23 protein-coding genes are annotated in these 25,887 nt (G+C 70.4%); 11 read left to right on the forward strand and 12 right to left on the reverse strand.

Going from position 1 to position 25,887, the window contains the following annotated elements:
• Positions 1–190: 190 nt before the first annotated feature.
• Genes ACFVW6_RS17370 through ACFVW6_RS17405 form a run of 8 tightly spaced genes read left to right on the forward strand, consistent with a single transcriptional unit; the run spans position 191 to position 10,337 of the window.
• Positions 191–1,828 (forward strand): ABC transporter substrate-binding protein, encoded by a 1,638-nt coding sequence (locus ACFVW6_RS17370; RefSeq protein WP_378828604.1) that lies wholly within the window; start codon positions 191–193, stop codon positions 1,826–1,828.
• Positions 1,829–1,836: 8 nt separating this feature from the next.
• The gene (locus tag ACFVW6_RS17375) at positions 1,837–2,880 is read left to right on the forward strand and encodes an ABC transporter permease (RefSeq protein WP_378828606.1); all 1,044 of its coding nucleotides are present in this window, start codon (positions 1,837–1,839) and stop codon (positions 2,878–2,880) included.
• Positions 2,877–3,761: an ABC transporter permease gene (locus ACFVW6_RS17380; RefSeq protein WP_378828608.1), complete on the forward strand. Its 885-nt coding sequence runs from the start codon at positions 2,877–2,879 to the stop codon at positions 3,759–3,761. The genes ACFVW6_RS17375 and ACFVW6_RS17380 overlap by 4 nt, the downstream gene beginning before the upstream one ends.
• Positions 3,758–5,410, forward strand: coding sequence for a dipeptide ABC transporter ATP-binding protein (locus ACFVW6_RS17385; RefSeq protein ID WP_378828611.1), 1,653 nt, complete (start codon positions 3,758–3,760; stop codon positions 5,408–5,410). Before ACFVW6_RS17380 ends, ACFVW6_RS17385 begins: the two co-directional genes overlap by 4 nt.
• Positions 5,407–6,696 carry an acyl-CoA dehydrogenase family protein gene (locus ACFVW6_RS17390; RefSeq protein ID WP_378828614.1) on the forward strand — a complete coding sequence of 430 codons (1,290 nt, stop codon included), beginning with the start codon at positions 5,407–5,409 and terminating at the stop codon, positions 6,694–6,696. Before ACFVW6_RS17385 ends, ACFVW6_RS17390 begins: the two co-directional genes overlap by 4 nt.
• Positions 6,693–7,937 carry an acyl-CoA dehydrogenase family protein gene (locus ACFVW6_RS17395; protein ID WP_378828616.1) on the forward strand — a complete coding sequence of 415 codons (1,245 nt, stop codon included), beginning with the start codon at positions 6,693–6,695 and terminating at the stop codon, positions 7,935–7,937. The genes ACFVW6_RS17390 and ACFVW6_RS17395 overlap by 4 nt, the downstream gene beginning before the upstream one ends.
• 28 nt (positions 7,938–7,965) lie before the next feature.
• Positions 7,966–8,997 (forward strand): aldo/keto reductase, encoded by a 1,032-nt coding sequence (locus tag ACFVW6_RS17400; protein ID WP_378828618.1) that lies wholly within the window; start codon positions 7,966–7,968, stop codon positions 8,995–8,997.
• Positions 8,998–8,999: 2 nt separating this feature from the next.
• Entirely contained in the window at positions 9,000–10,337 is a 1,338-nt protein-coding gene (locus tag ACFVW6_RS17405) for an NtaA/DmoA family FMN-dependent monooxygenase (protein ID WP_378828621.1), read from the forward strand.
• A 60-nt stretch (positions 10,338–10,397) separates the two neighbouring features.
• On the opposite strand, the gene ACFVW6_RS17410 is transcribed toward ACFVW6_RS17405, so the two are convergent.
• From ACFVW6_RS17410 to ACFVW6_RS17440, 7 genes are all read right to left on the reverse strand, one after another.
• Positions 10,398–11,669, reverse strand: coding sequence for an MFS transporter (locus ACFVW6_RS17410; protein WP_378828623.1), 1,272 nt, complete (start codon positions 11,667–11,669; stop codon positions 10,398–10,400).
• Complete coding sequence (locus ACFVW6_RS17415) at positions 11,666–12,730, reverse strand: LLM class flavin-dependent oxidoreductase (RefSeq protein WP_378828625.1); 1,065 nt, start codon at positions 12,728–12,730, stop codon at positions 11,666–11,668. The genes ACFVW6_RS17410 and ACFVW6_RS17415 overlap by 4 nt, the downstream gene beginning before the upstream one ends.
• 22 nt (positions 12,731–12,752) lie before the next feature.
• A complete protein-coding gene (locus ACFVW6_RS17420; RefSeq protein WP_378828628.1) occupies positions 12,753–13,832 on the reverse strand; it encodes an acyl-CoA dehydrogenase family protein in 1,080 nt (359 codons plus the stop codon).
• A 193-nt stretch (positions 13,833–14,025) separates the two neighbouring features.
• Positions 14,026–14,526, reverse strand: coding sequence for a DinB family protein (locus ACFVW6_RS17425; RefSeq protein ID WP_378828630.1), 501 nt, complete (start codon positions 14,524–14,526; stop codon positions 14,026–14,028).
• A 149-nt stretch (positions 14,527–14,675) separates the two neighbouring features.
• A complete protein-coding gene (locus ACFVW6_RS17430) occupies positions 14,676–14,849 on the reverse strand; it encodes a CsbD family protein (protein ID WP_378828633.1) in 174 nt (57 codons plus the stop codon).
• Between the two features lie 117 nt (positions 14,850–14,966).
• Positions 14,967–16,073 carry a glutamate--cysteine ligase gene (locus ACFVW6_RS17435; protein WP_378828635.1) on the reverse strand — a complete coding sequence of 369 codons (1,107 nt, stop codon included), beginning with the start codon at positions 16,071–16,073 and terminating at the stop codon, positions 14,967–14,969.
• A 162-nt stretch (positions 16,074–16,235) separates the two neighbouring features.
• Positions 16,236–17,414 carry an AI-2E family transporter gene (locus ACFVW6_RS17440; RefSeq protein WP_378828637.1) on the reverse strand — a complete coding sequence of 393 codons (1,179 nt, stop codon included), beginning with the start codon at positions 17,412–17,414 and terminating at the stop codon, positions 16,236–16,238.
• A gap of 121 nt (positions 17,415–17,535) precedes the next feature.
• Between ACFVW6_RS17440 and ACFVW6_RS17445 the strand changes: the two genes are divergently transcribed.
• Together ACFVW6_RS17445 and ACFVW6_RS17450 are read left to right on the forward strand one after the other, a co-directional pair.
• Entirely contained in the window at positions 17,536–18,309 is a 774-nt protein-coding gene (locus tag ACFVW6_RS17445) for a MarR family transcriptional regulator (protein ID WP_378828639.1), read from the forward strand.
• Positions 18,306–18,701 (forward strand): VOC family protein, encoded by a 396-nt coding sequence (locus ACFVW6_RS17450; protein WP_378828642.1) that lies wholly within the window; start codon positions 18,306–18,308, stop codon positions 18,699–18,701. The genes ACFVW6_RS17445 and ACFVW6_RS17450 overlap by 4 nt, the downstream gene beginning before the upstream one ends.
• A 27-nt stretch (positions 18,702–18,728) precedes the next feature.
• On the opposite strand, the gene ACFVW6_RS17455 is transcribed toward ACFVW6_RS17450, so the two are convergent.
• Genes ACFVW6_RS17455 through ACFVW6_RS17465 form a run of 3 tightly spaced genes read right to left on the reverse strand, consistent with a single transcriptional unit; the run spans position 18,729 to position 23,586 of the window.
• Positions 18,729–20,234 carry an aldehyde dehydrogenase family protein gene (locus ACFVW6_RS17455; RefSeq protein WP_378828644.1) on the reverse strand — a complete coding sequence of 502 codons (1,506 nt, stop codon included), beginning with the start codon at positions 20,232–20,234 and terminating at the stop codon, positions 18,729–18,731.
• A gap of 30 nt (positions 20,235–20,264) precedes the next feature.
• Positions 20,265–22,052, reverse strand: coding sequence for an AMP-dependent synthetase/ligase (locus ACFVW6_RS17460; RefSeq protein ID WP_378828646.1), 1,788 nt, complete (start codon positions 22,050–22,052; stop codon positions 20,265–20,267).
• A gap of 49 nt (positions 22,053–22,101) precedes the next feature.
• Positions 22,102–23,586, reverse strand: coding sequence for a flavin-containing monooxygenase (locus tag ACFVW6_RS17465; protein ID WP_378828648.1), 1,485 nt, complete (start codon positions 23,584–23,586; stop codon positions 22,102–22,104).
• Positions 23,587–23,694: 108 nt separating this feature from the next.
• On the opposite strand from ACFVW6_RS17465, the gene ACFVW6_RS17470 reads away from it, so the two are divergent.
• The gene (locus tag ACFVW6_RS17470; RefSeq protein WP_378828652.1) at positions 23,695–24,750 is read left to right on the forward strand and encodes an AraC family transcriptional regulator; all 1,056 of its coding nucleotides are present in this window, start codon (positions 23,695–23,697) and stop codon (positions 24,748–24,750) included.
• Positions 24,751–24,798: 48 nt separating this feature from the next.
• Here the strand turns inward: ACFVW6_RS17470 and ACFVW6_RS17475 are convergent, their stop codons facing one another.
• Positions 24,799–25,032 carry a hypothetical protein gene (locus tag ACFVW6_RS17475; RefSeq protein ID WP_365012143.1) on the reverse strand — a complete coding sequence of 78 codons (234 nt, stop codon included), beginning with the start codon at positions 25,030–25,032 and terminating at the stop codon, positions 24,799–24,801.
• Positions 25,033–25,098: 66 nt separating this feature from the next.
• Complete coding sequence (locus ACFVW6_RS17480; protein ID WP_378828654.1) at positions 25,099–25,854, reverse strand: glucose 1-dehydrogenase; 756 nt, start codon at positions 25,852–25,854, stop codon at positions 25,099–25,101.
• Between the last annotated feature and the right edge of the window lie 33 nt (positions 25,855–25,887).

Raw genomic sequence — 25,887 nt, forward strand, 5'->3', positions numbered from 1 at the left:
GAACAACCAAGCTGTACTTCGAGATTTGTTCAGTTTTCGTGAATGTCCGGACACTCCGGATCGTGAAGGCGAACTACAAAGTCGGTGTAGCCATTCTTGGCGATCCGAAATCGCGGAATGCGCGGCGTCCGGACTTAATCTCCGGAGTGCACGCAGCACCATCCTCCTCGACGAAAGATCCACCACCGCAATGAGGAATATTCGATTCCGCAGACTCCTGGCCTCCGGCACCGCGGCCATCGCCCTCGCGTCGGCGCTGGCCGCCTGCGGTGGCAGCTCGTCGGCGCCGGGCGAGGCCGCGGGCGACCCCGTGTTCGGCGGCACGCTCACCTTCTACGATCCGATCGAGTACACGGCCTGGTTGCCGACGAACTCGATCTGGTCCAACAGCCAGGTCGCCAACAATCTCGCCGAGCGGCTCACCTGGCAGGATCCCGCGTCCGGCGAGATCAAGCCCTGGCTGGCCGAGTCCTGGGAGATCAGTCCCGACAAGCTGAAGTACACCTTCCGCCTGCGCAAGGGCGTCACCTTCAGCAACGGTGACCCGGTCGACGCCGCGATCGTGAAGGCCAACTACGACCAGCACGCGCTGGGCGACAAGGCATTGGGCATTCCCCCGGACAGGTTCTTCTCCGACTATCAGTCGGCCATCGTGATCGACCCGCTGACCATCGAGGTCGCCTTCACCAAACCGAACGCCGGTTTCCTGCAGGTCGCCTCGTTCTACCGGGCCGGTTCCATCCTGGCCAAGCCGTTCCTGGAGAAGGATCTCAACGGCCAAGGGCAGGCGAAGAACTGGATCGGCTCCGGTCCCTTCGTCGTCGCGTCGGTCGAGGGCAACACCGGTATCACGCTCACCCGGCGCGAGGACTACAACTGGGCCCCCGCGGGGTCTGGCCATCAGGGCAAAGCCTATCTGGAGCGGGTGGTGTTCAAGACGGTGCCCGAGGCGGGGACCCGCGTCGGCGCGCTGCAATCCGGGGAAGCGCACATCGCCCGCAACATCACCCCGTACGACGAGGACACGGTGACCGCCAACGGCGGCCGCATCCTGGCCTTCCCGGTCCAGGGGCAGACGAACAAACTGTCGGCGCAACTGGATTCGGAGACGCCGATCCGGGAGCGCGAAGTCCGCCTGGCGTTGCAGGCGGCCACCGACCGCGCCGAGATCAACCAGACGGTCCTGTCCCCCAGCTATCCGGTGCCGACCTCCATCCTGGTGGCGGGGACACCGCATCGCGGTGACGCGAGCAAGTACCTGAACTACGACCTGGCCAAGGCGAATTCGCTGCTGGAGAACGCCGGCTGGAAGAAGGGCGGTGACGGCATCCGGTCCAAGGACGGCAAGCGGCTGCAGTTCGAGGTCTGGGTGGCCCCGTTCTACCAGGTGTCGCAGCCGGTGCTCGAACTGCTGCAGTCGCAGTGGAAGAAGGCGGGCGTCGAGCTGCTGATCCGGAGCGCGTCGCAGACCGAGTACGAGTCGATTCGTAACTCCCGCCCGGACAACTGGTCGCTGGTGCAGGGCCAGACCTCGCGCGCGGAGGCCGACGTGCTGCGCACCGCGTTCGACAGCACCGCGCAGAACGAGTTCTTCGCGCCCGCACCCGATCAGGTCCTCGACGCACTGGTCCGCGCGCAGGCCTTCGAATTCGATCCGGCCGCACGGAACAAGGCGGTGCAGGCCATCGAGGACCGGGTCTTCGGCGAGGGCTACGCGATCCCGCTCTACGACGAGACCCAGGTGTTCGGCCTCGCGCCGAGCGTGCACGGATTCAGCACCGAGTCCACGGCCAGGACCTGGCTCTATGACACCTGGATCGCCGGGTAGGAGGACGGATGCGCACCTATGTCGTGCGACGGCTTGTGCAGGCGGTACTGGTGCTGTTGGCCGCCTACACCCTGTCGTTCCTGCTGCTCAGCGCACTGCCGGGCGATTCGGTGACCAACCGGATCCAGAATCCGGAAGCGCAGATCACCCCCGAGGCCGGCAGGCAGATGCTCGCGTTCTACGGGCTCGACCGGCCGGTGTGGGAGCAATACCTGCGCGCGCTGTGGAGCCTGCTGCACGGTGACCTCGGGTTCTCGCTCAGCACCGGCAAGCCGGTGGCGCAGACCGTCCTCGATGTCCTGCCGTCCACACTGGCGCTGACCGGGCTCGGCCTGGTCTTCGGGGTGGTGTTCGCGGTCGTGGTCGCGCTGGCCGCCAACTACGCGCCGTGGGCCTGGCTACGCGGCGTCTTCGATTCCGCGCCCGCGGTGTTCGCCTCGGTCCCGACCTTCGTGGTGGGTGTCGTCGCGCTGCAGTATCTGTCGTTCCGCTGGCATCTGATCCCGTCGGTCGACAACGGCACACCGCTGGCGCTGGTCGCGCCCGCGGCGACGCTGGGGCTGATCGTGGCGGCCCCCTTGGCCCAGGTCTTCGCCACCTCGGTGCGCGCGACGCGGCAGCGCCCGTTCGTGCACGTGGCGGCGGCCAGGGGCGCGGGTGAGGGTTATCTGTTCCGCAAGGCGGTGCTCCGTAATTCCTCGCTGCCGGTGCTCACGCTGCTCGGGCTCGCGTTCGGGGAGCTCATCGCCGGCGCGGTCGTGACCGAGTCCGTGTACGCGCGTCAGGGCATCGGCCAGTTGACCGTCGGCGCGGTCGACACCCAGGACCTGCCCGTGGTCCAGGGAGTCGTGCTGTTGTCGACGGTGGCCTACGTGCTGGTGAATCTCGCGGTGGACCTGGCCTACCCGTTCCTCGATCCGCGCGTGCTCGTGGACCCGACGACCCGCCGGGTCTCCGGTTCGCGCGTCGCCAAGCGCGCCGACGCCGCCGTGCCGGTGCCGGTCATCGCGCCGGTGCCGCGGCGTCTGCCCGCCGAGGTGGTGGTGCCATGACCGCCGTCGAAGTCGCCGAATCCCCTGCCGTGCAGTCCGATACACGACGGCCGAGCCGGTCGGTGTGGTCGGCGCTGCGCTGGACCGGCAAGCACCCGACGGTGGTGCTGGCCGCGGTCGTCGTCGGCACCGTGCTGCTGTGGGCCGTCGTCCCCCAGTTGTTCACGAGTATCGATCCGTTGGCGGTGAATCCGGCGCAGAAGCTGAAGCCACCGTCGGCCGAGCACTGGTTCGGCACCGATCAGCTCGGCCGGGATCTGTACGCCCGCATCGTCTACGGGGCGCGGGCCTCGCTGCTGGGTTCGGCCATCGCCGTCCTGGTCGGCGTGCTCGTCGGATCGTTGCTCGGCGCGGTCGCGGGCTGGTTCGCCGGGTTCCCGGACAGCCTGGTCATGCGCCTGATCGACGTCGTGCTGTCGATCCCCGGCTTCCTGCTGGCGATCACCATCGTGGTGCTGCTCGGTTTCGGGGTGTGGCAGGCGGGCATCGCGGTCGGCCTCACCTCGGCCGCGACCTTCGCCCGGCTCATCCGGTCCGAAGTCGTCAAGGCCCGCTCCAGCACCTATGTCGAGGCCGCCACCACCAGTGGCGCGTCGACGGCGGCCATCCTGTGGCGGCACGTGATCCCCAATTCGATCGGGCCGACGATCGCGCTGGTCACCGTACAGTTCGGGATCGCGATCATCTGGATCGCCTCGCTGAGTTTCCTCGGCCTCGGGGCGCAGCCGCCGGACCCGGAATGGGGGCGGCTGGTCTCCGACGGCCGCAACTACATCGCCACCCGTGGCTGGCTCACGCTGTGGCCCGGCCTCACCATCGTCGTGGTGGTGCTGGCGACCAATCACCTGTCCCGCCACCTGACCAGGAGGACCTCCGCATGAGTGTCGTCCACGAAACAGCCGATCCAGCGGTCGAATCCGCCGCCACCCCGGTCCTGACAGTCGCGAACCTCGACGTCGGCTACCGCGTCCGTGACCGGGTGGTCCCGGCCGTGCACGATGTCTCCTTCGCGGTGCCCGCCGGACAGGTACTCGCCCTCGTCGGTGAGTCCGGGTCGGGCAAGACGACCACCGCGCACGCCGTGCTCGGCCTGCTCCCCGGCAACGGCGCGGTGACCGGCGGCAGCATCACCTTCCGTGGCCAGGCCCTCACCGAGCTCGGCGCGAAGGGCTGGCGGGCGATCCGGGGCCGGGCGATCAGCCTGATCCCGCAGGATCCGACGGTCTCGCTCGATCCCGTACGCCGGGTGGGCCACCAGGTCGAGGACGTGCTGCGCCTGCACACCGACCTCGACGCCACTGCCCGCCGCGAGCGAGTGTACGAGCTGTTCGACCTGGTCGGCTTCACCGAGGTCGAGCGCCGCTACCGGCAGTTTCCGCACGAGCTGTCGGGCGGGATGCGGCAGCGGGTGCTCATCGCCGCCGCCGTCGCGGCGGAGCCCGACCTGATCATCGCCGACGAGCCGACCTCGGCGCTGGACGCGACAGTCCAGAAGCAGGTGCTCGACCTGCTCGACGCGGTGCGGCGGCGCACCGGCACCAGCGTGGTGCTGGTGACGCACGACCTTGGGGTTGCCGCCGATCGCGCCGATCTGATCGGGGTGATGAGCCAGGGCAGGCTGGTCGAATTCGGGCCCACCGCACCGCTGGTCGCCGATCCTCAGCACCCCTATACCCGGCGCCTGCTCGACTGCGTGCCCTCGCGGCGGCCGTGGACGCGAGCCAGTCCCGCACCGGCCGCGGGCGCCGAGACCGTCGTCGAGGTGCGGGATCTACGCAAGGACTACGCGGGAGTTCCGGCGGTGGACGGCATCTCGTTCCGGGTCCGGCGGGGCGAGACGTTCTCGATCGTCGGCGAGTCCGGCAGCGGCAAGTCGACCACCGCGCGCGTGCTCACCGGTCTCACCCAGGCCGACTCCGGCGAGGTGTCGCTGTTCGGTACCGATGTCACCCGGCTGGGCCGCCGCGAGTTCCGGCCGCTGCGGCGCGATGTGCAGATCGTCTACCAGAACCCGTTCTCCTCCTTCGACCCCCGGTTCGACGTCTACGACGTGGTCGACGAACCGCTGCGCTCGTTCGCACCACGTCGCGGGCTGCGCCGCGGCAGACCCCACCGCGACCGGGTGGTGGCCGCGCTCGAAGCGGCCGCTCTGCCCGCCGATTTCGTCGACCGGCACCCACGGGAGCTGTCCGGCGGGCAGCGGCAGCGGGTGGCCATCGCCCGCGCGCTGGTGCTCGAACCGAAGGTGATCGTCCTCGACGAACCCCTTTCGGCGCTGGACGTGTCGGTCGCCGCGCAGATCCTCGATCTGCTGCGGGGACTGCAGCAGGACCGTGGCCTCACCTATCTGTTCATCTCCCACGATCTGGCCGTGGTGCGGGCGATCTCCGACCACGTGGCGGTGATGCGGCAGGGCCGCATCGTCGAGCAGGGCACCGCCGACCAGGTCTTCACCTCCCCCACCGACGATTACACCGTTCGACTGCTCGACGCGATCGCCGGCCGCGACCTCATCGGAGGACTGTCATGACCACCGCCACCACCGCACCCGCGACCCTGACCGAAGCACTCCCCCGCATCCGGGCGGTCCTGGCCGAGTTCGTGCCGGGTACCGGCGAGCGCGATCTGGCCTTCGAGCATCCCGACGAGCTCATCCGCGCCCTGGCCGACGCGGGGTTCGGCCGGCTGCGGGTGCCGGTGGAATTCGGCGGGTTCGACGTCGACCTGCCGACGCTGTTCGCGCTGCTCGCCGAGGCGGGGCAGGCCGATTCCAATATCCCGCAGATCTGGCGCGGGCATTTCACCACCACCGAGATCCTGCGCGCCGAAACCGATCCCGTGGTCCGCGAGCACTGGTTGCGCCGGGTCGGCGCGGGCGCGGTCTTCGGCAACGCGCAGTCCGAGCCCTCCGCCCTGGTGGCCGAGGCCGCGTTCGCCGAGGGTGAGTCGACCGGCTGGGGCGTCACCACCACCAAGGCCCGCGTCGGCGCCGACGGCGTGCGGGTGGTGTCGGGCACCAAGTTCTACTCCACCGGCGCGCGGTTCGCCGACTTCATCCGCGCCGCGGTGGTCGACGACGAGGGCACCCGCGGGTTCGTGGTGATCCCCGCCCGGCATCCCGGTGTCACCCACGCCGACGACTGGGACGGGATCGGTCAACGCCAGACCGGCAGCGGCACCACCTATTTCGTGGACGTCCCGGTCGAGGAGCACGGCGACATCGGGCGCTACCAGGAATCACTGCGCGGCCTGGACTCCTTCGTCCAGATCGTGCACCTGGCCAACCTCACCGGGATCGCGCGCAGCATCGTCGCCGAGACCGCCGACATCGTGCGTGCCCGCACCCGCACGAGCCTGCACGCGCTCACCCAGCACGCCACCGAAGACCCCGACATCCTGTCCGTCGTCGGCACCCTGGAGACCCGGCGGCTCACGGCGGAGACCCTGCTGCGCCACGCCGCCGAGCAGCTCGAGGCGGCGCACGCCGCGGGCGACGAGGCGGCCTACGCCCGCGCCTACCTCGACACCTCCGCCGCCCAGATCGCCGTCATCGAAGCCGTTCTCGACGCCGCGACACGGGCTTTCGACGCGGGTGGTTCCTCGACGGTGCGCAACAGCGCCCACCTGGACCGGCACTGGCGCAATGCCAGGACCCTCGCCTCGCACAACCCGGTGGTCTACAAGCCACGGGTGCTCGGGAATTTCGTGGTCAACGGGACCACGCCGGTGCCCGGCTACTACCGGCAACGGCCGTCGGTGGCCGACCCGGTGGAGCCGGACGGGGACGCGGCGGCCGACGCGGGCGGTTCGCGATGACCACCGCACCCGTCGACCCGTCGTCGGTCACCCGGCCCGATGCCCCCGTGTCCCCGTCTGTTCCAGCTCTCACCGTGGCCGGGATCCGGTCCGCGGCGGCACCGGTCCTGCGTCGGCTGGCCGAGACCGCGCGACAGCGTGAGCAGACCCGCGACTACGCCTTCGACGAGGTCCGCGCGCTCGCCGACGCGGGCATCACGCTGACCGGGATCGCGGTGGCCGACGGCGGGGCGGGCGGCTCGCTGCGCGAGGTGACCGAGCTGGTGATCGCGATCGCGCGCGCCGATTCCAGTGTGGCGCAGGCACTGCGGAGCAGTTTCCTGATCGCCTACCAGGTGGCCGCCAGGCCGGATCTGCCGCACCGCGAACCCCTCCTGGAGCGGTTACGGCACCGGGACCTGTTCGCGGGCACCGTGAACGAACGCACCGGCGGTGCCAGCGGACAGGTCAACGCCACCGCCCGCCGCGACGGGACCGAGTGGGTGATCGACGGCGAGAAGTTCTACTCGACCGGCGGACTCTACGCGCAGTGGTTCGGCACCCAGGCGCGCACCGAGGACGACGAGATCCTGCGATTCACCGTGCCGGTGGATCGCGCCGGGGTCGAGCGGCTCGACGACTTCGACGCCATCGGGCAGCGCCTCACCGCCAGCGGCACCACCCGGTTCACCGGGGTGCGGGTGTCGGCCGACGAGGTGACGCCCGCGCCGGAGACCGAACCGGACAACCCGTGGCAGGGCTCCTATGCCCAGCTGTATCTGGCCGCCGTGCAGGCGGGCATCGCGGCGCGGGCCCGCGACGACGCCGTCGGCTACGTGCGCGAGCGGGCCCGCCCGATCAAGCACAGCACCGCGACCGACAGCGTCGACGACCCGTACGTGCGCCAGACCGTCGGCGAGATCGCGGCCCGCGCGCTCGCCGCCGAAGCGGTGGTGCTGCTGGCCGCCGAGACCCTCGAGGACGTGCGTCGCCACACCGGCGACGCGGCCAGAGCGGCGGGCGCGGCGGCCGCCGTCGAGGTGGCCGAGGCCGGGGTGATCGCGATCGAATCCGCCCTCGCCGCCGCCGAACTCGTCTTCGACGTGGGCGGCGGGTCGATCACCGACCGGGGTCTGGGCTTCGACCGGCACTGGCGCAATGCCCGCACCGCCGCCAATCACAACCCCCGCCAGTGGAAGCTGGCCGTCGCGGGCGCGTTTCACTTGACGGGCGAGGACCCGCCCACCACCGGCCTCTTCTGAACCGACACGAGAGAGAAAAGAACACCTGATGAGCTACGGCCCCTTCGAAACCACCTACGCCGCCGCGGAAGACCGCTACGAGAACGCGTCCTTCCGCCGCACCGGGAGCTCCGGTCTGGACCTGCCCGCCTTCTCCTTCGGCCTGTGGCAGAAGTTCGGCGGCGACTACGCCTTCGCCACCCAGCGCGAGATCATCCTGCACGCCTTCGATCTGGGCATCACCCACTTCGACAACGCCGACCGCTACGGTCCGCCGCACCGCGCGGCCCAGCAGAACTTCGGCCGGGTGCTGGCCAGGGACCTCGCGCCGTACCGCGACGAGATCATCCTGTCCACCAAGGCGGGCAACCCGATCGGCCCCAGCCCCTACCTGCGCGGCGGCTCCCGCAAATCCCTGCTGGCCTCGCTCGACCACAGCCTGCGCGACCTCGGCACCGACTACGTCGACATCTTCTACCACCACAGCCCCGACCTGGAGACCCCGCTGGAGGAGACCGTCGGCGCGCTGGTGAGCGCGGTGCAGCAGGGCAAGGCGCTCTACGTCGGTATCTCCAACTACCAGCCCGACCGCACCCACGAGATCGCCGAGCAGTTGCGCGCGGCCGGGGTGCCGCTGCTGATCCACCAGGCCAGGTACTCGATCTACGATCGCCGCCCGGAACGCAACGGGCTGCTCGACACCGCGACGCGCGACGGCTTCGGCGTCATCGTCTACTCGCCCTTGGCACAGGGCCTGCTCACCGACAAGTACCTCGAGTCCATCCCCGAGGGCGCCCGCGCGCAGAACAGCACCTTCCTGTCGCCGGACGTGATCGACGAGACCTACCGGCAGCGCACCGCCGAGCTGAACAAGATCGCCGCGGCCCGCGGCCAGTCGCTGGCCCAGCTGGCGCTGCAGTGGGTGCTGCGCAGGCCCGAGGTGACCTCGGCGCTGATCGGCGCCAGCTCGGTGGCCCAGCTCGACCACAACACCGCGGCCCTGGACTTCCCCGACTTCACCGCCGAGGAACTGGCGCTGATCGAGGAGCACGGTGTACACGGAACCGGACTGAAGCTGTAGCGATGACCGGATTCCATCTCAATCTGTCGCTGATGACGCCGGGCCACTTCCGGAACGCCTGGCGGCTCGAGCACGCCGATCCGCTCGCCTACCTCGACATCGATCACTTCCAGCGGCTGGCGCGGATCGCCGAGGCCGCCAAGATCGACGCGGTCTTCCTCGGGGACGGGCCCGCGCTGCGCGGGGAGATCGAGGAGGCGCCCGGCACCGGGATCGATCCGCTCGTGCTGCTCGGCAATCTGGCGGCGGTCACCGAGCACCTCGGCGTGGTGATCACCTCGTCGACGACCTACAACTCGCCCTATAACCTGGCCCGCCGGTTCCAGGCACTCGATCACGTGACGAAGGGACGGGCGGCGGTCAATATCGTCACCACCGGAACTCCGGCCGCCGCCGCCAACTTCGGGCTGACCGACCATCCGGACAAGGAGACCCGCTACCGGCGAGCCTGGGAGTTCCTCGATGTCGTCACCCGGCTGTGGGACAGCTGGGAGGCCGACTGGCTGATCGCGGACAAGGCGACGGGCCACTACGCCGACACCGGCAAGATCCACCGCATCGACCACGACGGCGAGTTCTTCTCGGTGGCCGGACCGCTGCCGGTGGCGCCCGGACCGCAGGGCAGGCCGGTGGTGGTCCAGGCGGGCGGGTCGGAAGGCGGCCTGAAACTCGCGGGCGACTTCGCCGACGTGGTGTTCACCGTGGCCCAGACCCGAGCCAAGGCGATCGCGTTCCGCAACGACATCCGGCAGCGGGCTGCGGCGGCGGGCAGGCATCCCGACGACGTGAAGCTCTCCCTCGGCGTGGTGGTGCTGGTCGCGGCCACCGAGCAGGAGGCGCGGCGCCGCGAGCGCGAGCTCTACGCGCAGCTGCCGATCGAACGGCTCACCACCGCGCTGCTGGGGAATCTCGGCCTGCCCGCCGACGCGTTCGGCCCCGACGACCCGATCAGCGCCGCCGACCTGCCCGACACCGTCCCGGCCGGCGCGTTCTCGACCGGATTCGGCGTCTCCACGCGGGCACTCATCGCGGAGGGCCCGCGCACGCCGCGGGAGCTGATCCAGCGGGGCGCGGGCGGTTCCGGTCATCGGCTGCTCGTCGGTTCGGCCGAACAGGTCGCCGACGATCTGGCCGACTGGTACGCGGCGGGCACCGCCGACGGTTTCACCGTGATGCCCGCCGAAACGGCAGTGGATCTGGAGAATTTCGCCACCCTGGTGGTCCCGATCCTGCAGGAGCGCGGACTCTTCCAGCGGGACTACGTGGCGCCGACCCTGCGCGAACGCTTCGGGCTGCCCCTTCCGGGTGAGCGCCGGGCCTACGCGAGCCTGCCCGCGTAGCGCCCCCGAAACACGGTGGGCCGCCCTCGTCCGAGAGGCGGCCCACCGTGTTTTCCGCCGTCAGGGCGGCGTAGCGCAATTGTGTCCGGTCACCGCGCAGTCCGCTGCCGGAACAGCGGCGACGCGGTCCTCGGACACGGTGCGGGACAACGGGATCAGGGCCACGGCCGCCAGCAGCGCGGCCACCCCGACGGCGACCAGGAAGCGCCAGTCACCGAGCCAGGTGGCGGCCAGGGGCGCGCCCGCCCTGGACAGGGCGATCGGCACCGTCATCACCGCGAGGATGCCGGCGAACTGCGGCACGCCGAAATTGTCGGCGACGATCGACGGCCGGGCGATCACACTGGTGCCGTAACCCGTACTGAAGGCCACGATGCAGGCCAGGGTCAGCGGGAGCGAGGTCCCGGCCAGCGGCAGCGCCAGCAGCCCGAGACCCTGCACCGCGAAGGAGGCACCGGTCACGGCGGTCATCCCGAAGCGGCGGGCCAAGGGTCCCAGCGCCAGCCGCGACCCGATCTGGGTCACCCCGACGGCGATCGGCAGGGCGGCCGCGGTGACGGGTGAATGCCCGATGTCACGGAAGTAGGTGACCATCATCAGCAGGAAGGCCGAGGTCGCACCGCTCTGCGCCACGAACGACAGCACCAGCAGCCAGAACTTGCGGTCACGCAGCGCGTCCCCGAGCGGGACACCCGCCCGCTGCTCGACCCGGCTGACGTGCGCGGCCCGCCCCGGCACGGCCCACAGATGGGCCGGGACCACGATCGCCGCCGAACCGACGGCGAGCACCAGCAGCGTTGCCCGCCAGCCGATCTCCGTCTCGAGCCAGCCGGCGAAGAAGTAGTACAGGCTGGTCGCCAGCCCGACGATGGTGGTCACCGCGATGATGGCGGAATCACGATGCCGCGGTTCGGTGGCCACCACGAGCACCGCGAAGGCCGCCTCGTAGGTGGACGTGGCCAGCGCCAGGCCGATCAGGACGAACGCCAGATACAGCTGTGCCAGGCTCTGCACCTGCGACCACAGCACGATCGCGCCGACCCCCACCGCCGAGCCCGTGGTCATCAGGGCCCGGCCACCGTAGCGGTCGAGCAGGTTGCCCACCGGGACGGCCGCCGCGGCGCCGACGAGCGTGGAAAGGGTGGCCGCGGCGGCGATCTCGGTGCGCGAGACGGCCAGCGCCTGCGACATCGGCAGCAGCAGCACGGTGAAGGCCTGGATCATCGCGCCGTAGCCGACGGTCTGGGTCACCGCGAAGACCGCGATCAGCCGGAACCGGTGACCCGCGTCCGGCGCGGCGGTCAGGACCGGGACGGCGCTGTCGGTGCTCACTCTCCGAGCAACGGCAGCAGCTGTTCGCCCTGGCGTTCGATCTCGCGCAGGTACGGGGTGTCCGACAGCACGAAGTGGGTGATGCCCAGATCGCGGTACTTGCGCAGCGATTTGGCGACATCCTCGGCGGAGCCGACGAGCCAGGTGGTGCCGGCGCCGCCGCCACCGTACTTACCCGGTGCGGTGTAGAGGTTGTCGTCGAGCACGTCGCCCCGGGCAGCCAGGTCGAGCAGCCGCTGTTGCCCGACGGCGGTTCGGCGCCGCGGATCCTGTGGTGCGCCACCGTGATTCGCCGCCATCTCGGCGACCCTGGCCTCGGCGTCGGCCCAGGCCTGCTCGGTGGTGTCGCGGACGAAGGTGGTGATCCGCAGCCCGAATTCCAGCGGCGCGTGCTCGCGGCCGAGTTCGGCGCTCAACGCGCGCAGGCGTTCGATCCGTTCCCGGACGCCTTCGAGTGGTTCGCCCCAGAACAGCTGCACGTCGGCTTCGGTGGCCGCGACCCGTTCGGCGGCCGCGGAGGCGCCGCCGAAGTACAGCGTCGGATGGCGGCGCTCGCCACGGGGCACGATGCGCGGGGTCACCGTGGAATCGGTGACCTGGAAGTGCTCACCCCGATAGGTGACGTTCTCCTCGGTCCAGAGTTTGCGGACCAGCTGCAGGAACTCCTTGGTGCGGGCGTAGCGGTGCGCCTGATCGCCCTCGCTGTCGCCGTAGGCGGCCAGGTCGTCCTGCCCGGAGACGATGTTGACCCGCACCCGGCCACCGCTGAGATGGTCGAGAGTTGCTGCGGCGGAGGCGAAGTTCGCGGGTCGCCAGTAGCCGGGACGGATCGCGATGAGCGGTTCGAAGGTGCGGGTCCGCGCGGCCAGCGCCGCGGCCACGGTGAGGGTGTCGGGGCGGCCCCAGCCGGTGCCGAGCAGCGCGCCCTTCCAGCCGTTGGCCTCCAGCGCCTCGGCGTGGGCGGTCAGCGTGTCGAGACTGTTGTGGTCGGCGGTGACCGGCTCACCCCGGTGGCCGGGAACGACCTGATTCGGGATGTACCAGAGGAATTCGAGACTCATGCGGGGTGGTTCCGTTCGATGATCAGCGGGCGAGGTGGGTGAGCTGGGCACGCCGGACGTCGGCGGTCTGTCCCTGGACCAGGACGAACAGGGCCGAGCGCGCGTGCAGTTGCGCGGTGTCCTCGCCGCTGAGGCCGCGCCCGGCCCTGGCGACGAGCAGCGCGCGAGTGAGGGCCGAGAGGGCCTCGCCGCTGGCGACTTTGGTGGCCAGCCGGTCGTCGAGCCGGTGCGGGCCGCCGCCCGCGGCGGTGGCCTCGTCGGCGAGCGCGTAGGCGGTGGCGCGGATCTCGGCGACGCGGGGCCGCCAGCGGGCCGCGACCGCGTGGGCGAGCGGTTCCGCGGTCTGTTCGAGCTCGGTGAGCACCGTGTCCGCCAGGCCGAAGTGGTGTGCCCTGGCATCACTGGCGGTGCCGATGTCGGCGAAACGGGCCGCCTCGAGGCTCTGCGTGCCGAGGACGTTCTCGTCGGGCACGAACACCGTGTCGAGCCGGACTCGCGCGGTCCGGCTGCCCGCCACCGCGCCGAGCGCGAGCGGGCCGGCGCTGTGCGTGCGCTCGCTCACCGGCACCAGCGCGGTCACCACGGTCTCGCTGCCCGGTTCCACCGCCGCCACGGCGAGCGCCGCGTTGAGTCCCCACCCACTGACCCACGAGACGGTGCCGTCGAACACCCAGCCGCCGTCGGCCTTGCGCGCCTCGATGTAGTGCTCGGGGAACCTGCGCACATCGCTGACGCCCGCGCCGAGCAGCAGTTCGCCGCGCAGGATCCGTTCCGCGAACACTGATATCGGCGTACCGTCGGCGCGACCGGCCGTGATCCTGCCCGCCAGCGGCGCGTGCTGCGCCCAGACCAGCCAGGTGTTGAAGCAGGCGCCCGCGATGATCTCGTGTACCCGCCGATCGGTGTCCCGATCGATCGCGAGACCACCGTATTCCGGCGGCGCCAGGTGGTTCAGCAGACCCAGCGCCCGCAGTTCGCCGATCCGCTCCGCGGGAACGCCGTCGCGGTCGGTGGTCAGGGCCGCGGGCCGCAACACCTGGTCGGCGTACTGCTCTACCCGGGCGACGAACGCGTCGTCGTCCGAGCTGTCGCGCGCGGTCATCACGTCCCTTCCGAGGTTCCACACCTGAGCCGGAGCACTCCGCGAGCGGAGCTCGGCCCTGGTTCCTCTGGGAATTGTCGACCCGCCGCGCACGCGAAAGCCGCTGTCCACCCGCGTCTCACGTGCGAGATTGCGGCTATGACCAGCGGCTATCCGACATAAAATCCCATCGATGCGGAATTCCGGAAGCAGGTCAGCGGCCGGTGCTGCCGTCGATCAGTTCGCGCAGGATGTCGGCGTGGCCCGCGTGCCTGCCGGTCTCCTCGATCATGTGGGTGAGCGCCCATCGGACACTGGGCGCGGGGCGGCCCGGCCGCGGGCGCGGCAGCGGTGCGCCGAGATCGGTACAGCCGTCCAGGCTTTCGTTCGTCTGCTCGACCGCGGACCGGTAGCGGGCGAGGACGTCGCCCACACCGTCCCCGGGAGCGACCCGGAACGTGGCCTGCCAGTCGGTCACGGTGTCACCGAGGAACATCGACCGTTCGACGAAGGTCAGGTGCGCGAGCAAGCCGAGCAGATTCGTGCCCGAGGGCACGGCGGCGGTGCGCACCTGCGGCTCCGGCGCGCCCTCGACCTTCGCGGCGATCGACGTCCGCAGATAGTCGAGGAAGCCGCGCAGCACCTCGGCCTCGCCGCTGCCGGTCCGGGGCGGTGGGGTATCCCTGCGGCGGGGACGGCGCGGCGTCGCGGACACGACGGTCTCCTTCCGTCGCGAGCGTCGGCCCGCGAGGCCCTCAGTCTCCCCACGTTCGCCACGATCCGGCACGCGAAATTGCGGTTTCGGCAAACCGGCGAGTGCCCGCGGGGCACCGGCGATCGTGCTCGGTGCCCCGCGGCCGGGAGTCAGTTCCGGAAGGCGTCCTTCACCTTCTCGCCGGCGTCCTTCAGGTTGGACTTGGCCTGATCCGCACGACCCTCGTTCTCCAGGTCCCGGTCGTCGGTGGCCTTGCCGGTGGCCTCCTTGGCCTTACCCGCCAATTCCTCGGCCTTGTTCTTCGCCTTGTCCGCAAAGCTCATCGCGGCATTCCTTTCAGACGTTCGCTCGGCCACCACGGTGACCGTGGGCCGTCTTGGGGACCCACTCCGGCGGTACCCGGGTCGCGCCGGGACAAACAACGGTGCGCCGACGGGTCGTCAGCACCCGTCCAGCGTGGCCCGCGCGGATTCGGCCACGACGTCGGCGACGTCGCGCCGAGCGCGGAACGCCTGGAGCTGGCGGCGCGCGCCGTTTCCCCGGCTGAGCAGCGCGTCGATCGCCGCGACGACGAAATCGTGGTCACCGCTCTCGACGAGGGCGGGCTCGATGTACGTGACGAGCCGGGCGAGCAGGTCCCGATGCGGGATCACCCGGTTGTCGGCCATGTCGAGACCGTCGCCGTCCAGGCCCGAATGCGCGGCGTTCCAGTAGGCGGCCCGCAGCACCTCGCCCGACACCGCCAGCGCCGATTCCCCCCTCGCGATCGAGCGCAGCCCGGAGCTCACGATCCCCCGGATCAACGCGGCCAGCAGCGCGGATTCCGCCGCGGTGGCCGGGATGTCGCTGACCCGTATTTCCACGGTGGGGAACGATTCGGAGGGCCGGATGTCCCAGTAGACCATCTTGTTGTCCAGGATGCTGCCGCTGGCCCGCATCATCGCCACGATCGCCTCGTACTGGTCGAGCGAGGTGAAGTACGGCGGCGGACCGGCGCTGGGCCAGCGCCGCCACAGGATGCTGCGCCAGCTCGCGTAGCCGGTCTCACTACCGCGATAGATCGCCGAGTTCGCCGTCGTGGCGAGCAGGACCGGCAGCCATGGCCGGACATAGTTGCCGACGAGGACCGCGGTCTCGCGGTCCGGTACGCCGACGTGGACGTGGCATCCGCACAGCCCCTGCTCGTGGGCGAGCATCCCGAACGTGTGCGCGATCCGCTCATAGCGTGGGGTGTCGGTCACCGGGAACCGGTCGGGCACGGTCGGCGGGATCGCGACCGCGAGCATCCGCACGTCATGGTCGGCCGCGCACTCGGCGATCCGGCGCCGGGAGGTGCGCAGCTCCGCCAGCAGTTCGCCGATGTCGGAGTGCACCCGGCTGCTGGTTTCCACCTGGCAGCGCGTCAGCTCCAGCTGCAGATCGATGCCGGCCTGCCGCGCGGTGGCGGCGACCTGACGGTTCTTCGGGGCCGGAGCCCCGGTACCGGGGTCGGTCAACAGGAATTCCTCTTCGACACCGACCGTGAGTACGTCCGCGTGCCTGCCCACCGCCCGCCTCCTTCGCAGGGATTCGACGAGGTTCTTCCCGCCGCGACCACGGCACAGCGGCGACACTTTCACCGTAGACCAGGTGGTCGCCGAGGTGAACCCTGTCGGCACCGTGTCGGGGTCACGGCCCGACCACCGGCGCGAATCGTCGACCGGTACGGGTCAGGGAGCCGGGTCGGGCGACGGCGCGGGCACCACGCGCTCGTCGCTGTCCGATTCGTCGGGCTCCGCCGGTGTCTTTCCGGTGGCCGCGTCGATCTGCTCGCCGATGTAGCGGATGACCACCGCGACCATCGCCACGACCGGCACCGCGAGGAACGCGCCGGTGATGCCGTAGAGCGAGCCGCCCGCGGTCACCGCGAGCAGCACGATCACGGCGTGCAGCTCCATGCTGCGGCTCTGCAGCACCGGTTGCAGCACATTGCCTTCCAGCTGCTGCACCGCGATGACGATGCCGAGGACGATCACCGCGGTGGTGAACCCGTTGCCGACCAGCGCGACGAGGACCGCGAGCGCACCGGCGACGAACGCGCCGACCATGGGCACGAATCCGCCGATGAAGGTGATCACCGACAGCACCAGCGCGAGCGGGACATCGAGGATGAACAGCGCGGTACCGATGCAGAGGGCGTCGACCATGCTGACGACGGCCTGAGTCCGGATGAATCCACCCAGGGTCGCCCACACCCGTTCCAGGACGGCTTCGACGTGGCGGCCGCTGCGGCTGCCGAACACCCCGTGCATCCACGGCAGCAGCCGGGGCCCGTCCTTCAGGAAGAAGAACACCAATACCAGCACCAGGAACACGGTGATCAGGAGCGAGGTCGCGGTGGAGACGCCGGTGAACACCCCGTTGGCGATCTGCGCGCCGCTGGACTGCAGCCGCGCCACGATGGCTTCGACCGCGGAATCGAGTTGTTCGTCGCGGATCTGCAACGGCGGGCCCTGGATCCAGTCGCGGACCTGATTGACGCCCTCGGTGGACTTGTCGACGAGTTCGGGGGCCTGATCGGCCACCGACGGCACGATCAGCGCGACGACGCCGGCGACCAGCGCGAGAAACCCCAGCAGGGTCGTCGACGCGGCCAGCGCGGGCGGCCACCGGTGCCGGGTCAGCCACCGGGTGAGCGGCCACAGGATCGTGGCGACCACGATCGCCAGCGCGACGGGCAGAATCACCACCCACAGCCGGGCGGCGACCGAACCGAGCACCCACGCCCCCGCCGCGATCGCCACGATGCACAGCGACCACTTGGCCAGCCACAGCAGCCCGCCGCCGATCACCTCGCCTCGGTCGCGCAACGACTTTCCGTTCGATGCCGCCGCGCTGGGTTCTTGCACCGAAGGTTCCTTCACCGGCCCGCTCACGCCGCCAGTCTTCCACGCCGGGCCGGATCGCGACGCCGAGACCGGACGCAATTCCATCAAACTCATTTGATTTATTCGATGCTAGCCTGGAGTGGTGACCTCGCCCCGCCGAACGGTTCCCCCGTTCGTTCAGCTGGCCGCTCATCCCCTGCGATGGCAGTTGCTCACCGAGCTGGCCGGCGGCGATCTGCGCGTGCGCGAACTGGTGACGCGGCTCGGCGAACCGCAGAACCTGGTGTCCTACCACCTGCGATTGCTCCGCGACGGCGGGCTGGTCACGACGACGCGCAGCAGCCACGACGGCCGCGATAGCTACAACCACCTGGATCTGGACCGCTGCGCCGACCTGATCGCCGGCGCGGGCCCCGCGCTGCATCCGGCGCTCCGGATGCACCCGGGCGCGCCGTCGGTCGAACCGCGGGCGGCGGCGACGGTGCTGTTCGTCTGCACCGGCAACAGCGCGCGCTCGGTGATCGCCGAAGCCCTGCTTCGGCACCGCGGCGAGAACCGCGTGACGGCGCTCAGCGCCGGAACCCGGCCGAAACCGGCGCTGCATCCCGACACCGTGCGCGTGCTGCGCGACGAGTTCGGCATCGATATCGGCGGCCGGGTACCCCGGCCGCTCGAAGAACTGCGTGATCAGCGCTTCGATGTCGTGATCACCCTGTGCGACAAGGCTCGCGAGAACTGCCCCGATTTCCCGGACCACCCGCGACACATCCACTGGAGCATTCCGGACCCGGCCGCGCGGCACCGCGCCGACGAGGACCCCTATCCCCTGTTCCGGGCCACCGCGACCGAGATCGACACCCGGGTCCGCCATCTCCTGCCCACCCTCACCGCCAACCCGAAAGGCAGTGCGCCATGACCACATCCACCGACCTGGCCGCCGTCCGCTACCTCGTCGACGACGTCGCGGCAGCGATCGACTTCTACACCGGGCACTTCGGCTTCACCCTGCACACCGATGCCGCGCCCGCCTTCGCCGATGTCGTGCGAGGTCCCCTGCGGCTCCTGCTGTCCGGTCCGGCGAGTTCCGGTGCCCGCGCCACCCCGGCCGAGCTGGCCGGGCCGGGCGGCAACCGGATCCACCTCCTCGTCGCCGACCTCGATGCCGAGATCGGCCGGCTCCGTAGCGCGAGCGTCGACTTCCGCAGCGACCCGGTGTCCGGCCCGGGCGGACGGCAGGTCCTGATCGCCGACCCCGCGGGCAATCTCATCGAGCTGTTCCAGCCCGCCGCACAGCGCCCCGGTTCGTAGCCGAACGCGGGCGCGCTCGTCCGGGGGTCAGTGCTTGTTGCCGTACAGGGTGCGTACCGCGCGCCGGACGATGGCCATGGTCGCCGCCGTCCGCTCGAAGGTCAGCAACGCCATGCCCGGGATCGCGAACCGTTGCCGGGCCAGCGCATGCGGGCGGGCGAACTCGCGCAGCCCCTCCTGACCGTGGATGCGCCCGATGCCGGACTCGCCTACCCCGCCGAACGGCAGGGAGGAGATGGCGCCGAAGGCGAGGACCGCGTTGATCGAGGTGGCCCCCGCGCGCAGCCGACGGGCGATCTCGACCCCGTGCCGCTTCGAGTAGACCGTGGAGGCCAGCCCGAAGCGGGTGCCGTTGGCCAGCGCCACCGCCTCGTCCACATCGGCGACCGACCGCACGGTCAGGGTGGGCCCGAAGGTCTCCTCCTGCACCGCGGGTGAGTGTTCGTCGACATCGAGCAGTACGACCGGGTCGATGAAGGGCGCCCGCACCGATTCGGGCCCACCGACCACGGCGGTGCCGCCGTCGCGCAGCGCGTCCTCGATATGGCGACGGACCACCTCGATCTGGCCCGGCATGGTCATCGGGCCGTAGTCGGCCCCGGGATCGCTGCCGGCGCGCACACCGTCGAGGTTCTTGCGCAGCTCCGAGACGAACTGGTCGCGTACGGATTTCACGACATAGACCCGTTCGATGCCGACACAGGTCTGGCCGCTGTTGGCGAAGGCACCCCAGGCGATATCGCGGGCGGCGGCCGCGATATCGGCGTCATCGGCGACGATCGCGGCGTCCTTGCCACCGCATTCGAGCAGCACGGGTGTCAGGGAATCGGCGGCCGCGGCCATGATCTTCTTCCCGGTCGCGGTCGACCCGGTGAAGGCGACCTTGTCCACCCCGGCGGTCACCAGCGCGGCACCGGTGGCGCCGTACCCGTTGACGGTCTCCAGAATGCCCTGCGGCAGCTCGGGATTCGCCAGGGCGAAGGCCGCCGCGAAGTAGTTGCCGACGCCGGTGGTGTACTCACTCGGCTTGAACACCACGGTGTTCCCGGCGATGAGGGCGTAGGCGATCGAGCCGGTCGGGGTGTAGACCGGGTAGTTCCACGGCCCGATCACCCCGACCACACCGAGTGGCCGCCACTCGACCGTGGCGGCGAAGTTCGCCATCAGCAGGCCGGGGCGCTCCCGCCGCGAGGCCAGCGCCCGTTCCCCGTGGCGAGCGGCCCAGTCGATGTGGCCCAGCGCCAGGGTGAGTTCGAGGAAGGCGTCGTCGACCGGTTTGCCGTTCTCCCGCTGGATCAGGGCGGTGAACTCCTCGGCGTGCCCGGTCAGGTACGACGCCCAGCGCAGCAGCGCCGTGCGCCGCGCCGAGAACGGCTGCGCCGCCCAGAATTCCGCGGCGACGCGCGCCGTGCCGACCACGCGCTGGACCTGTTCCGGCGTGTCGATCGGGTACTCGCCGATCGGTTCACCGGTCGCGGGATCGAACGACACCAGTACTTCCGCCGTGACCAGCGTCTGCTCGGTGGTACTCATCTCTGCTTCCTCGTCTTCGATTCGGGTGGGTCAGCGCGCGGCGCTGTACATGGTGTCGATCTCGGTGGCGTACTTGGCCGTGATGGGCTTGCGCTTCAGCTTTCCCGTCGGCGTCAGTTCGTCACCGCCGGGCTGCCAGAAGACCGGCGCGACAACGAATTTCTTGATCTGCTCCACCCGGGCCAGCTTCGCGTTGGCGTCGCGGATGCCGGCGTCGACGAGGTCGCGGATCCCCGGATCGGTGGCCAGCTCGGCCGGGTTCGGGGTCAGGCCGTTGGCGAGGGCGTACGCGGCGGCGGCATCGGGGTCGAGGGCGATCAGCGCGGTGACATACGGCCGCGCGTCGCCGATGGCCACCACCGACCCGGCGAGCGGGCAGGCGACCTTCACGTAGCCCTCGATCTTGCTGGGCGACATGTTCTTTCCGCCGGAGTTGACGATCAGCTCCTTCTTGCGGTCGATGATCGAGACGAAGCCGTCGGCGTCGACGGTGCCGATATCGCCGGTGTGCACCCAGCCATCCGCGTCGATCGCCTCGGCGGTCTGCTCGGGGTCGCCCAGGTATCCCTTCATCACGATCGGGCCGCGGACCAGGATCTCGCCGTCCTCGGCGATCGACACCTCGACCCCACGCGCGGCGACACCGACCGTGCCGAGCCGCATCCGGCCCGGCCGGTTCAGGGTGGCGATGGCCGACAGTTCCGACATGCCGTACACCTCACCGACCGGCAGACCGAGTCCGAGGACGAACTCGAGCGCTTCCGGTGCGATCGGCGCCGCGCCGGTCGCACCGACGAGCAGCTCGTCGAGCCCGAGCCGGTGCCGGATCTTCTGCAGGACCAGTCGATCCGCCACCCGATGCCGCGCGGCCAGCCACGGCGAGACCCCGCCGCCGGACCCGCCGAGCTCGGCACGAACCCGCTGCCGCCCGATGTCGATGGCCCAGGTCGCGAGATTCCGCTTGACCGGACTGGTCTCGGCGGCGAGCTGCGCCTCCAGCGCGCCCTTGATCTTGTACCAGACCTGAGGCACGCCGACGAACGCCGTCGGCCGGGTGTCCGACAGCGCGGTCACGATCTGCTTCGGGTCGGCCAGGTCGGTGACCGGTCCCCCGCCGATCATCGGGAAGTAGTGGCACGTCCAGCGATTCACGATGTGCGCGTCCGGCAGGTAGGACACCGTCCGATGTTCGAACCAGGGATCGAGCATGTCGCGGACGCCGTCGATATTGCTCAGGATGTTGGCGTGGGTGAGCTCGACGCCCTTGGGGGTTCCGGTGGTGCCGGAGGTGAAGATGATCGTCAGGACGTCCTCGGCGCCGACTCGCTCCCAGGCGGCCCGGAAGTCGAAGCCGGGCAGCGGGTTCGACTCGAGCTCGGCCAGCGACACCGTGTCGGCCCCGCCCTCGTCGACGACCACGACCGTGTCGACGGTGCGGTCGACGGCGCGGGCTGCGGCGATCTGCGGCAGGAACTGCTTCTCGCACAGGATCACCCGGCTCCCGGTCTTCGCCAGCTGATAGGCGATCGTCTCGACCGGGTTGGTGTTGTAGATCGAGAAGGGCACCGCGCCCAGGTGCATCGCGGCGGTGTCGACGAGATGGAATTCGGGCCGGTTGGTCAGCATCAGCGCCACGGCGTCACCGGGGGCGACACCCAGATTCGCCAGGCCAGCGGCGATCCGCTCCACCCGGCGCGCGTATTCGCCCCAGGTGATGCGGGTGGTGTCGCCGGGTGTGCGCAGGGCGACGGCGTCGGGCATGCGGGCGGCGGTGCGCTGGAACGCTTCGCACAGGGTGGTCGGCAGGGCAACGGTCATCGGTCGGCTCCGGCAGGTCTCGTCGGGAAGGGGGTCGATCGGGCGCTGTTCACAGCCCGGGTCGGTCGGCCGTGGCGGGGACCACCTGGTAGTCCGACAGCGCGAAGGTGCGCGTGCCGCGGCGATAGCTGGACACGGTGCCCGGCCAGTTGTTGGTGATGCGCCCGGCGGCGGTGCGGTACCAGCTCGTGCACCGGGTCCACGGGGTCCGTTCCAGCCGCCGCTGCACCCGGGTGTCGTATGCCTCGGCCACCTCGGCCCGCACATCGAGCACCCGTCCCGAATGCCGGGCGATCTGCTGGACGGCCTGGCGGATGTAGCGGGCCTGGGATTCGATCATGTAGACGATCGACCCCACGCCGAGATTGGTGTTCGGGCCGTAGATCAGGAACATGTTCGGGAAGCCGGGCACGGTCATGCCCTGGTAGGCGCGGGCGCCGCCGTCCCACGCGTCGGTCAGCTCGCGTCCGGCGCGCCCGGTGATCCGCATGGGCCACAGGAATTCGGTGCCCTTGAATCCCGTGCCGTAGATGATCACGTCCGCGCTGTGGACGGCACCGTCGGCGGTGCGCAGACCGTCGGGCAGGATCTCGCTGATCGCGCTGGTCTCGACGTGTGCGTTCGGCTGGGTGAGGGCCGGAAAGTAGTTGTTGGAGAACAGGCCTCGCTTGCAGCCGGCCGGATAGTCCGGCAGCAGCGCGGCTCGCAGCCGCGGGTCCTGGACCTGGTTCTCGAGATGCCGGGTGGCGATGCCGGTCACCAGCGGCCGGATCGCGGGGACATCGACGATGCCCAGCGACAGGAATTCGCACAGGGCCCAGACCGCGAACCGTTCCGCCAGCCGGATCGGTGGCACGGAGGCGAACACGGTGTGGTGCCAGGGCCGGTACTCGATGTCCGGCTTGGGCAGCACCCAGGCGGCCGACCGCTGGAACAGGGTCAGCCGCTCCACCTTCGGCTGGATGGCGGGCACGAACTGGATCGCGCTGGCGCCGGTACCGATCACCGCGACCCGTTTGCCGGTGAGATCCACCTCGTGATTCCACTCGGCCGAGTGGAACGACTCCCCCTGGAAATCGTCGATTCCCGGGATATCCGGCAGCGCTGGACGCGACAGCTGTCCCACGGCCGGGATGAGGATGTCGGCGGTGATCGTCGCGCCGTCCGCCGTGCGCACCGTCCAGGTGCCGGTGGCGTCGTCGAACTCGGCCGCCGTGACCTCGGCCCCGAACCGGATCTTCGGGATCAGACCGCGTTTCTCGGCGACCCCGCGCAGGTAGGCGTGGATGTCGGGCTGCTCGGAGAACCGTTTGGGCCAGTCGGTCCGGGGTTCGTAGGAGTACGAGTACAGCGGCGAGGGGATGTCGCAGCCCGCCCCGGGGTAGGTGTTCTCCCGCCACACACCGCCGACGTCGGCGGCCCGTTCCAGCAGCGTCACCCGGTCGAATCCGGCCTTCTGCAGTTCCATCGCCATGCCGAGGCCGCCGAAGCCGGTGCCGATGATGACGATCGACGGGGTGGTGCGCGCGCTCATCCCAGGACTCCTCTGTCGCTGCTGTCGCTGTCAACGCTACGACCTGCGCGAACACCGGGGACAAACAACGACGGCCAGCAAATCAATATTTTCGGCCATACTGGGCGGATGCGTACCGTCGAAGAGCCGGAAGTCCGGACCTGGGACTTTCCGCGCGGCATCGCCAGCATCGCGGTGATGGCGGCCTTCGCGGCCGATCACGGCGTCACCGCCGATCGCGTGCTGGCCGGCACCGGCCTCGCCGAGACGGCCCTGACCTCGCCCGATCTGCAGGTGCCCGCCACGACCGAGCTCGTCGTCGTGCGCAATCTCGTGCGCGAGCTCGCCCACGTTCCCGCGCTCGGCGTCGAGGTGGGGCGCCGCTACCGGCTCTCCACCTTCGGCATCTTCGGCTTCGCCTGCGTCACCAGTCCCACACTGCGCGAGGCGATTTCGCTGGCGCTGCGCTACTACCACCTGGGCTACGGATTCTGCACGCCGGTCGTCGAATCCGGCGACGGCGGGGTGCTGGCCCGGATCCACCACGAGCTCGTTCCCCCCGACGTGGCGCGCTTCCTCGTCGAACGCGACATCGTCGCCATGCATCGGGTGATGGGTGACCTGCTCGGCCACGAACTCGCCGTGTCGCGCATCGAGTTCGACTTCGACGCGGGCGACAGCGCCGAGCGCCTGGCCGAGGTGCTCGGCGCCCCGCCGGAATTCGGCCGCGCGCAGACGGTGTTCACCCTCGACCCGGCGGTGCTGGCCCAGACCCTGCCCCAGGCGAACGCCCAGACCTGGAGCCTGTGTGTCGCGCAGTGCGCCGATCTCCTGCAACGGCGCAGCGCCCGCACCGGCATCACGGCGGAGGTCCGCGAGCTGATCCTGCCCGGCGGCGAGTCCGCGGGCATCGCGTCCCCGCCGACCATCGAGGTGGTCGCGCGCGAATTGGGCACGAGCCCGCGCACGCTCCGGCGGCGTCTCACCGAGGCGGGTACCGGCTTTCGCGCGCTGGTCGACGAGGTCCGCTGCACGCTGGCCGAGGAGATGCTCACCGGCACTCCGCTCTCGATCGACGACATCGCCATCCGGCTGGGCTACGCCGAGGCGACGCCGTTCATCCACGCCTTCAAACGCTGGACCGGGACCACGCCGTCGGCCTACCGGCGCTCCCGCGTCCGCTGAGGGACAGCGAACGCCGACTCGGCCACCACGGAGACCGGCCGCACCGGGCTACCGCCACAACCGATTCCGGCACTGTTCCCGCAGTGTGACGACAGTGGTGTTGGTGAGCGTGCGCGCGGCGCGCGACCCGAGCAACCGGTGCAGTCGGCGGTGGAATTCGTCGGCGCCGAGCCCGAATCGGACGAAGGCCTCGGCATCGTTGCCGCCATAGGGCGCCCACGCGGTGGCGAATTCGAGCAGCTCGATATCGGCGGCGCTCAGCACCGTCGGCCGGTCACCCATCAGGCCACATCCGTGCCGGTCGGCGCGCCCGGCCTCGGCGCACGCCACGCCCGGTGCGGAATCCCTTCACACATGGCCGAACTCGCCGCCGCGGAACGAGGCCGCGTCACCCAGCCACTGTCCGCCGTCGATCACGAAGGTCTCGCCGGTGATCCGGCCCGCCGCGTCGGAGGCGAGGAAAGCGATGGCGGCACCGATGTCCTCGGGCACAGCGTGGTCCGCCGCCGCGACGGCCGACTGCGGCTGGTCCGGCGGCGTGCGGACGGTCCCCGGCACGACAGCGTTGACCCGCACGCCGGGCGAGAGTTCCAGCGCCAGCTGTTCGGTGACGTGGATCAGTGCGGCCTTCGCGGCGTGGTAGAGCCCGAGGTCGGGCTCGGGTGTCGTGCCGCCGACCGACACGGTATTGATCACGACCCCGCCGTGCTCACCCATCCACGCCCGCGTCACCAGCGAGGTCCACAGGATCGGCCCCCAGACGTTCACCCCGAAGGTCTTGGTGAAGCGCAGGTAGTCCTGGTCGAGGACCGGCCCGGCCGACGGGTTGCGGTCCGCGGCGTTGACCAGGATGTCGATGCTGCCGAAGCGGCTCATCGTGGCTTCGACACACCGCCGGGCCGCCGACTCGTCGATACCGCCGGCGGCGAAACCGATCGCTGCGCCCCGTAATTCGGCCGCAGCGGCATCGGCGGCCTCCTGTCGGCGTGCGGTGAGGACGACATTGCCGCCCGCGGCCACGATGGCCCGCGCGGCGGCCGCGCCGATCCCCTCCGAGCCCCCGGTGACGATCGCGGTGCGTCCGGTCAGATCGAGTCCGGTCATGTCGGTCCGCCATCAGCATCGGGTGTCCGGCGC

Source organism: Nocardia sp. NPDC058244, assembly GCF_042882065.1.
Lineage (GTDB): Bacteria > Actinomycetota > Actinomycetes > Mycobacteriales > Mycobacteriaceae > Nocardia.

Excerpts from the sequence above, each read along its gene's own strand:
- ACFVW6_RS17380 (WP_378828608.1), top strand. The coding sequence starts at position 2,877 with ATGACCGCCGTCGAAGTCGCCGAATCCCCTGCCGTGCAGTCCGATACA.
- ACFVW6_RS17450 (WP_378828642.1), top strand. The coding sequence starts at position 18,306 with ATGACCACATCCACCGACCTGGCCGCCGTCCGCTACCTCGTCGACGAC.
- ACFVW6_RS17470 (WP_378828652.1), top strand. The coding sequence starts at position 23,695 with ATGCGTACCGTCGAAGAGCCGGAAGTCCGGACCTGGGACTTTCCGCGC.
- ACFVW6_RS17375 (WP_378828606.1), top strand. The coding sequence starts at position 1,837 with ATGCGCACCTATGTCGTGCGACGGCTTGTGCAGGCGGTACTGGTGCTG.
- ACFVW6_RS17420 (WP_378828628.1), bottom strand. The coding sequence starts at position 13,832 with ATGACCGCGCGCGACAGCTCGGACGACGACGCGTTCGTCGCCCGGGTA.
- ACFVW6_RS17475 (WP_365012143.1), bottom strand. The coding sequence starts at position 25,032 with ATGGGTGACCGGCCGACGGTGCTGAGCGCCGCCGATATCGAGCTGCTC.
- ACFVW6_RS17405 (WP_378828621.1), top strand. The coding sequence starts at position 9,000 with ATGACCGGATTCCATCTCAATCTGTCGCTGATGACGCCGGGCCACTTC.
- ACFVW6_RS17460 (WP_378828646.1), bottom strand. The coding sequence starts at position 22,052 with ATGACCGTTGCCCTGCCGACCACCCTGTGCGAAGCGTTCCAGCGCACC.
- ACFVW6_RS17395 (WP_378828616.1), top strand. The coding sequence starts at position 6,693 with ATGACCACCGCACCCGTCGACCCGTCGTCGGTCACCCGGCCCGATGCC.
- ACFVW6_RS17370 (WP_378828604.1), top strand. The coding sequence starts at position 191 with ATGAGGAATATTCGATTCCGCAGACTCCTGGCCTCCGGCACCGCGGCC.
- ACFVW6_RS17400 (WP_378828618.1), top strand. The coding sequence starts at position 7,966 with ATGAGCTACGGCCCCTTCGAAACCACCTACGCCGCCGCGGAAGACCGC.
- ACFVW6_RS17480 (WP_378828654.1), bottom strand. The coding sequence starts at position 25,854 with ATGACCGGACTCGATCTGACCGGACGCACCGCGATCGTCACCGGGGGC.
- ACFVW6_RS17465 (WP_378828648.1), bottom strand. The coding sequence starts at position 23,586 with ATGAGCGCGCGCACCACCCCGTCGATCGTCATCATCGGCACCGGCTTC.
- ACFVW6_RS17390 (WP_378828614.1), top strand. The coding sequence starts at position 5,407 with ATGACCACCGCCACCACCGCACCCGCGACCCTGACCGAAGCACTCCCC.
- ACFVW6_RS17385 (WP_378828611.1), top strand. The coding sequence starts at position 3,758 with ATGAGTGTCGTCCACGAAACAGCCGATCCAGCGGTCGAATCCGCCGCC.
- ACFVW6_RS17415 (WP_378828625.1), bottom strand. The coding sequence starts at position 12,730 with ATGAGTCTCGAATTCCTCTGGTACATCCCGAATCAGGTCGTTCCCGGC.
- ACFVW6_RS17430 (WP_378828633.1), bottom strand. The coding sequence starts at position 14,849 with ATGAGCTTTGCGGACAAGGCGAAGAACAAGGCCGAGGAATTGGCGGGT.
- ACFVW6_RS17455 (WP_378828644.1), bottom strand. The coding sequence starts at position 20,234 with ATGAGTACCACCGAGCAGACGCTGGTCACGGCGGAAGTACTGGTGTCG.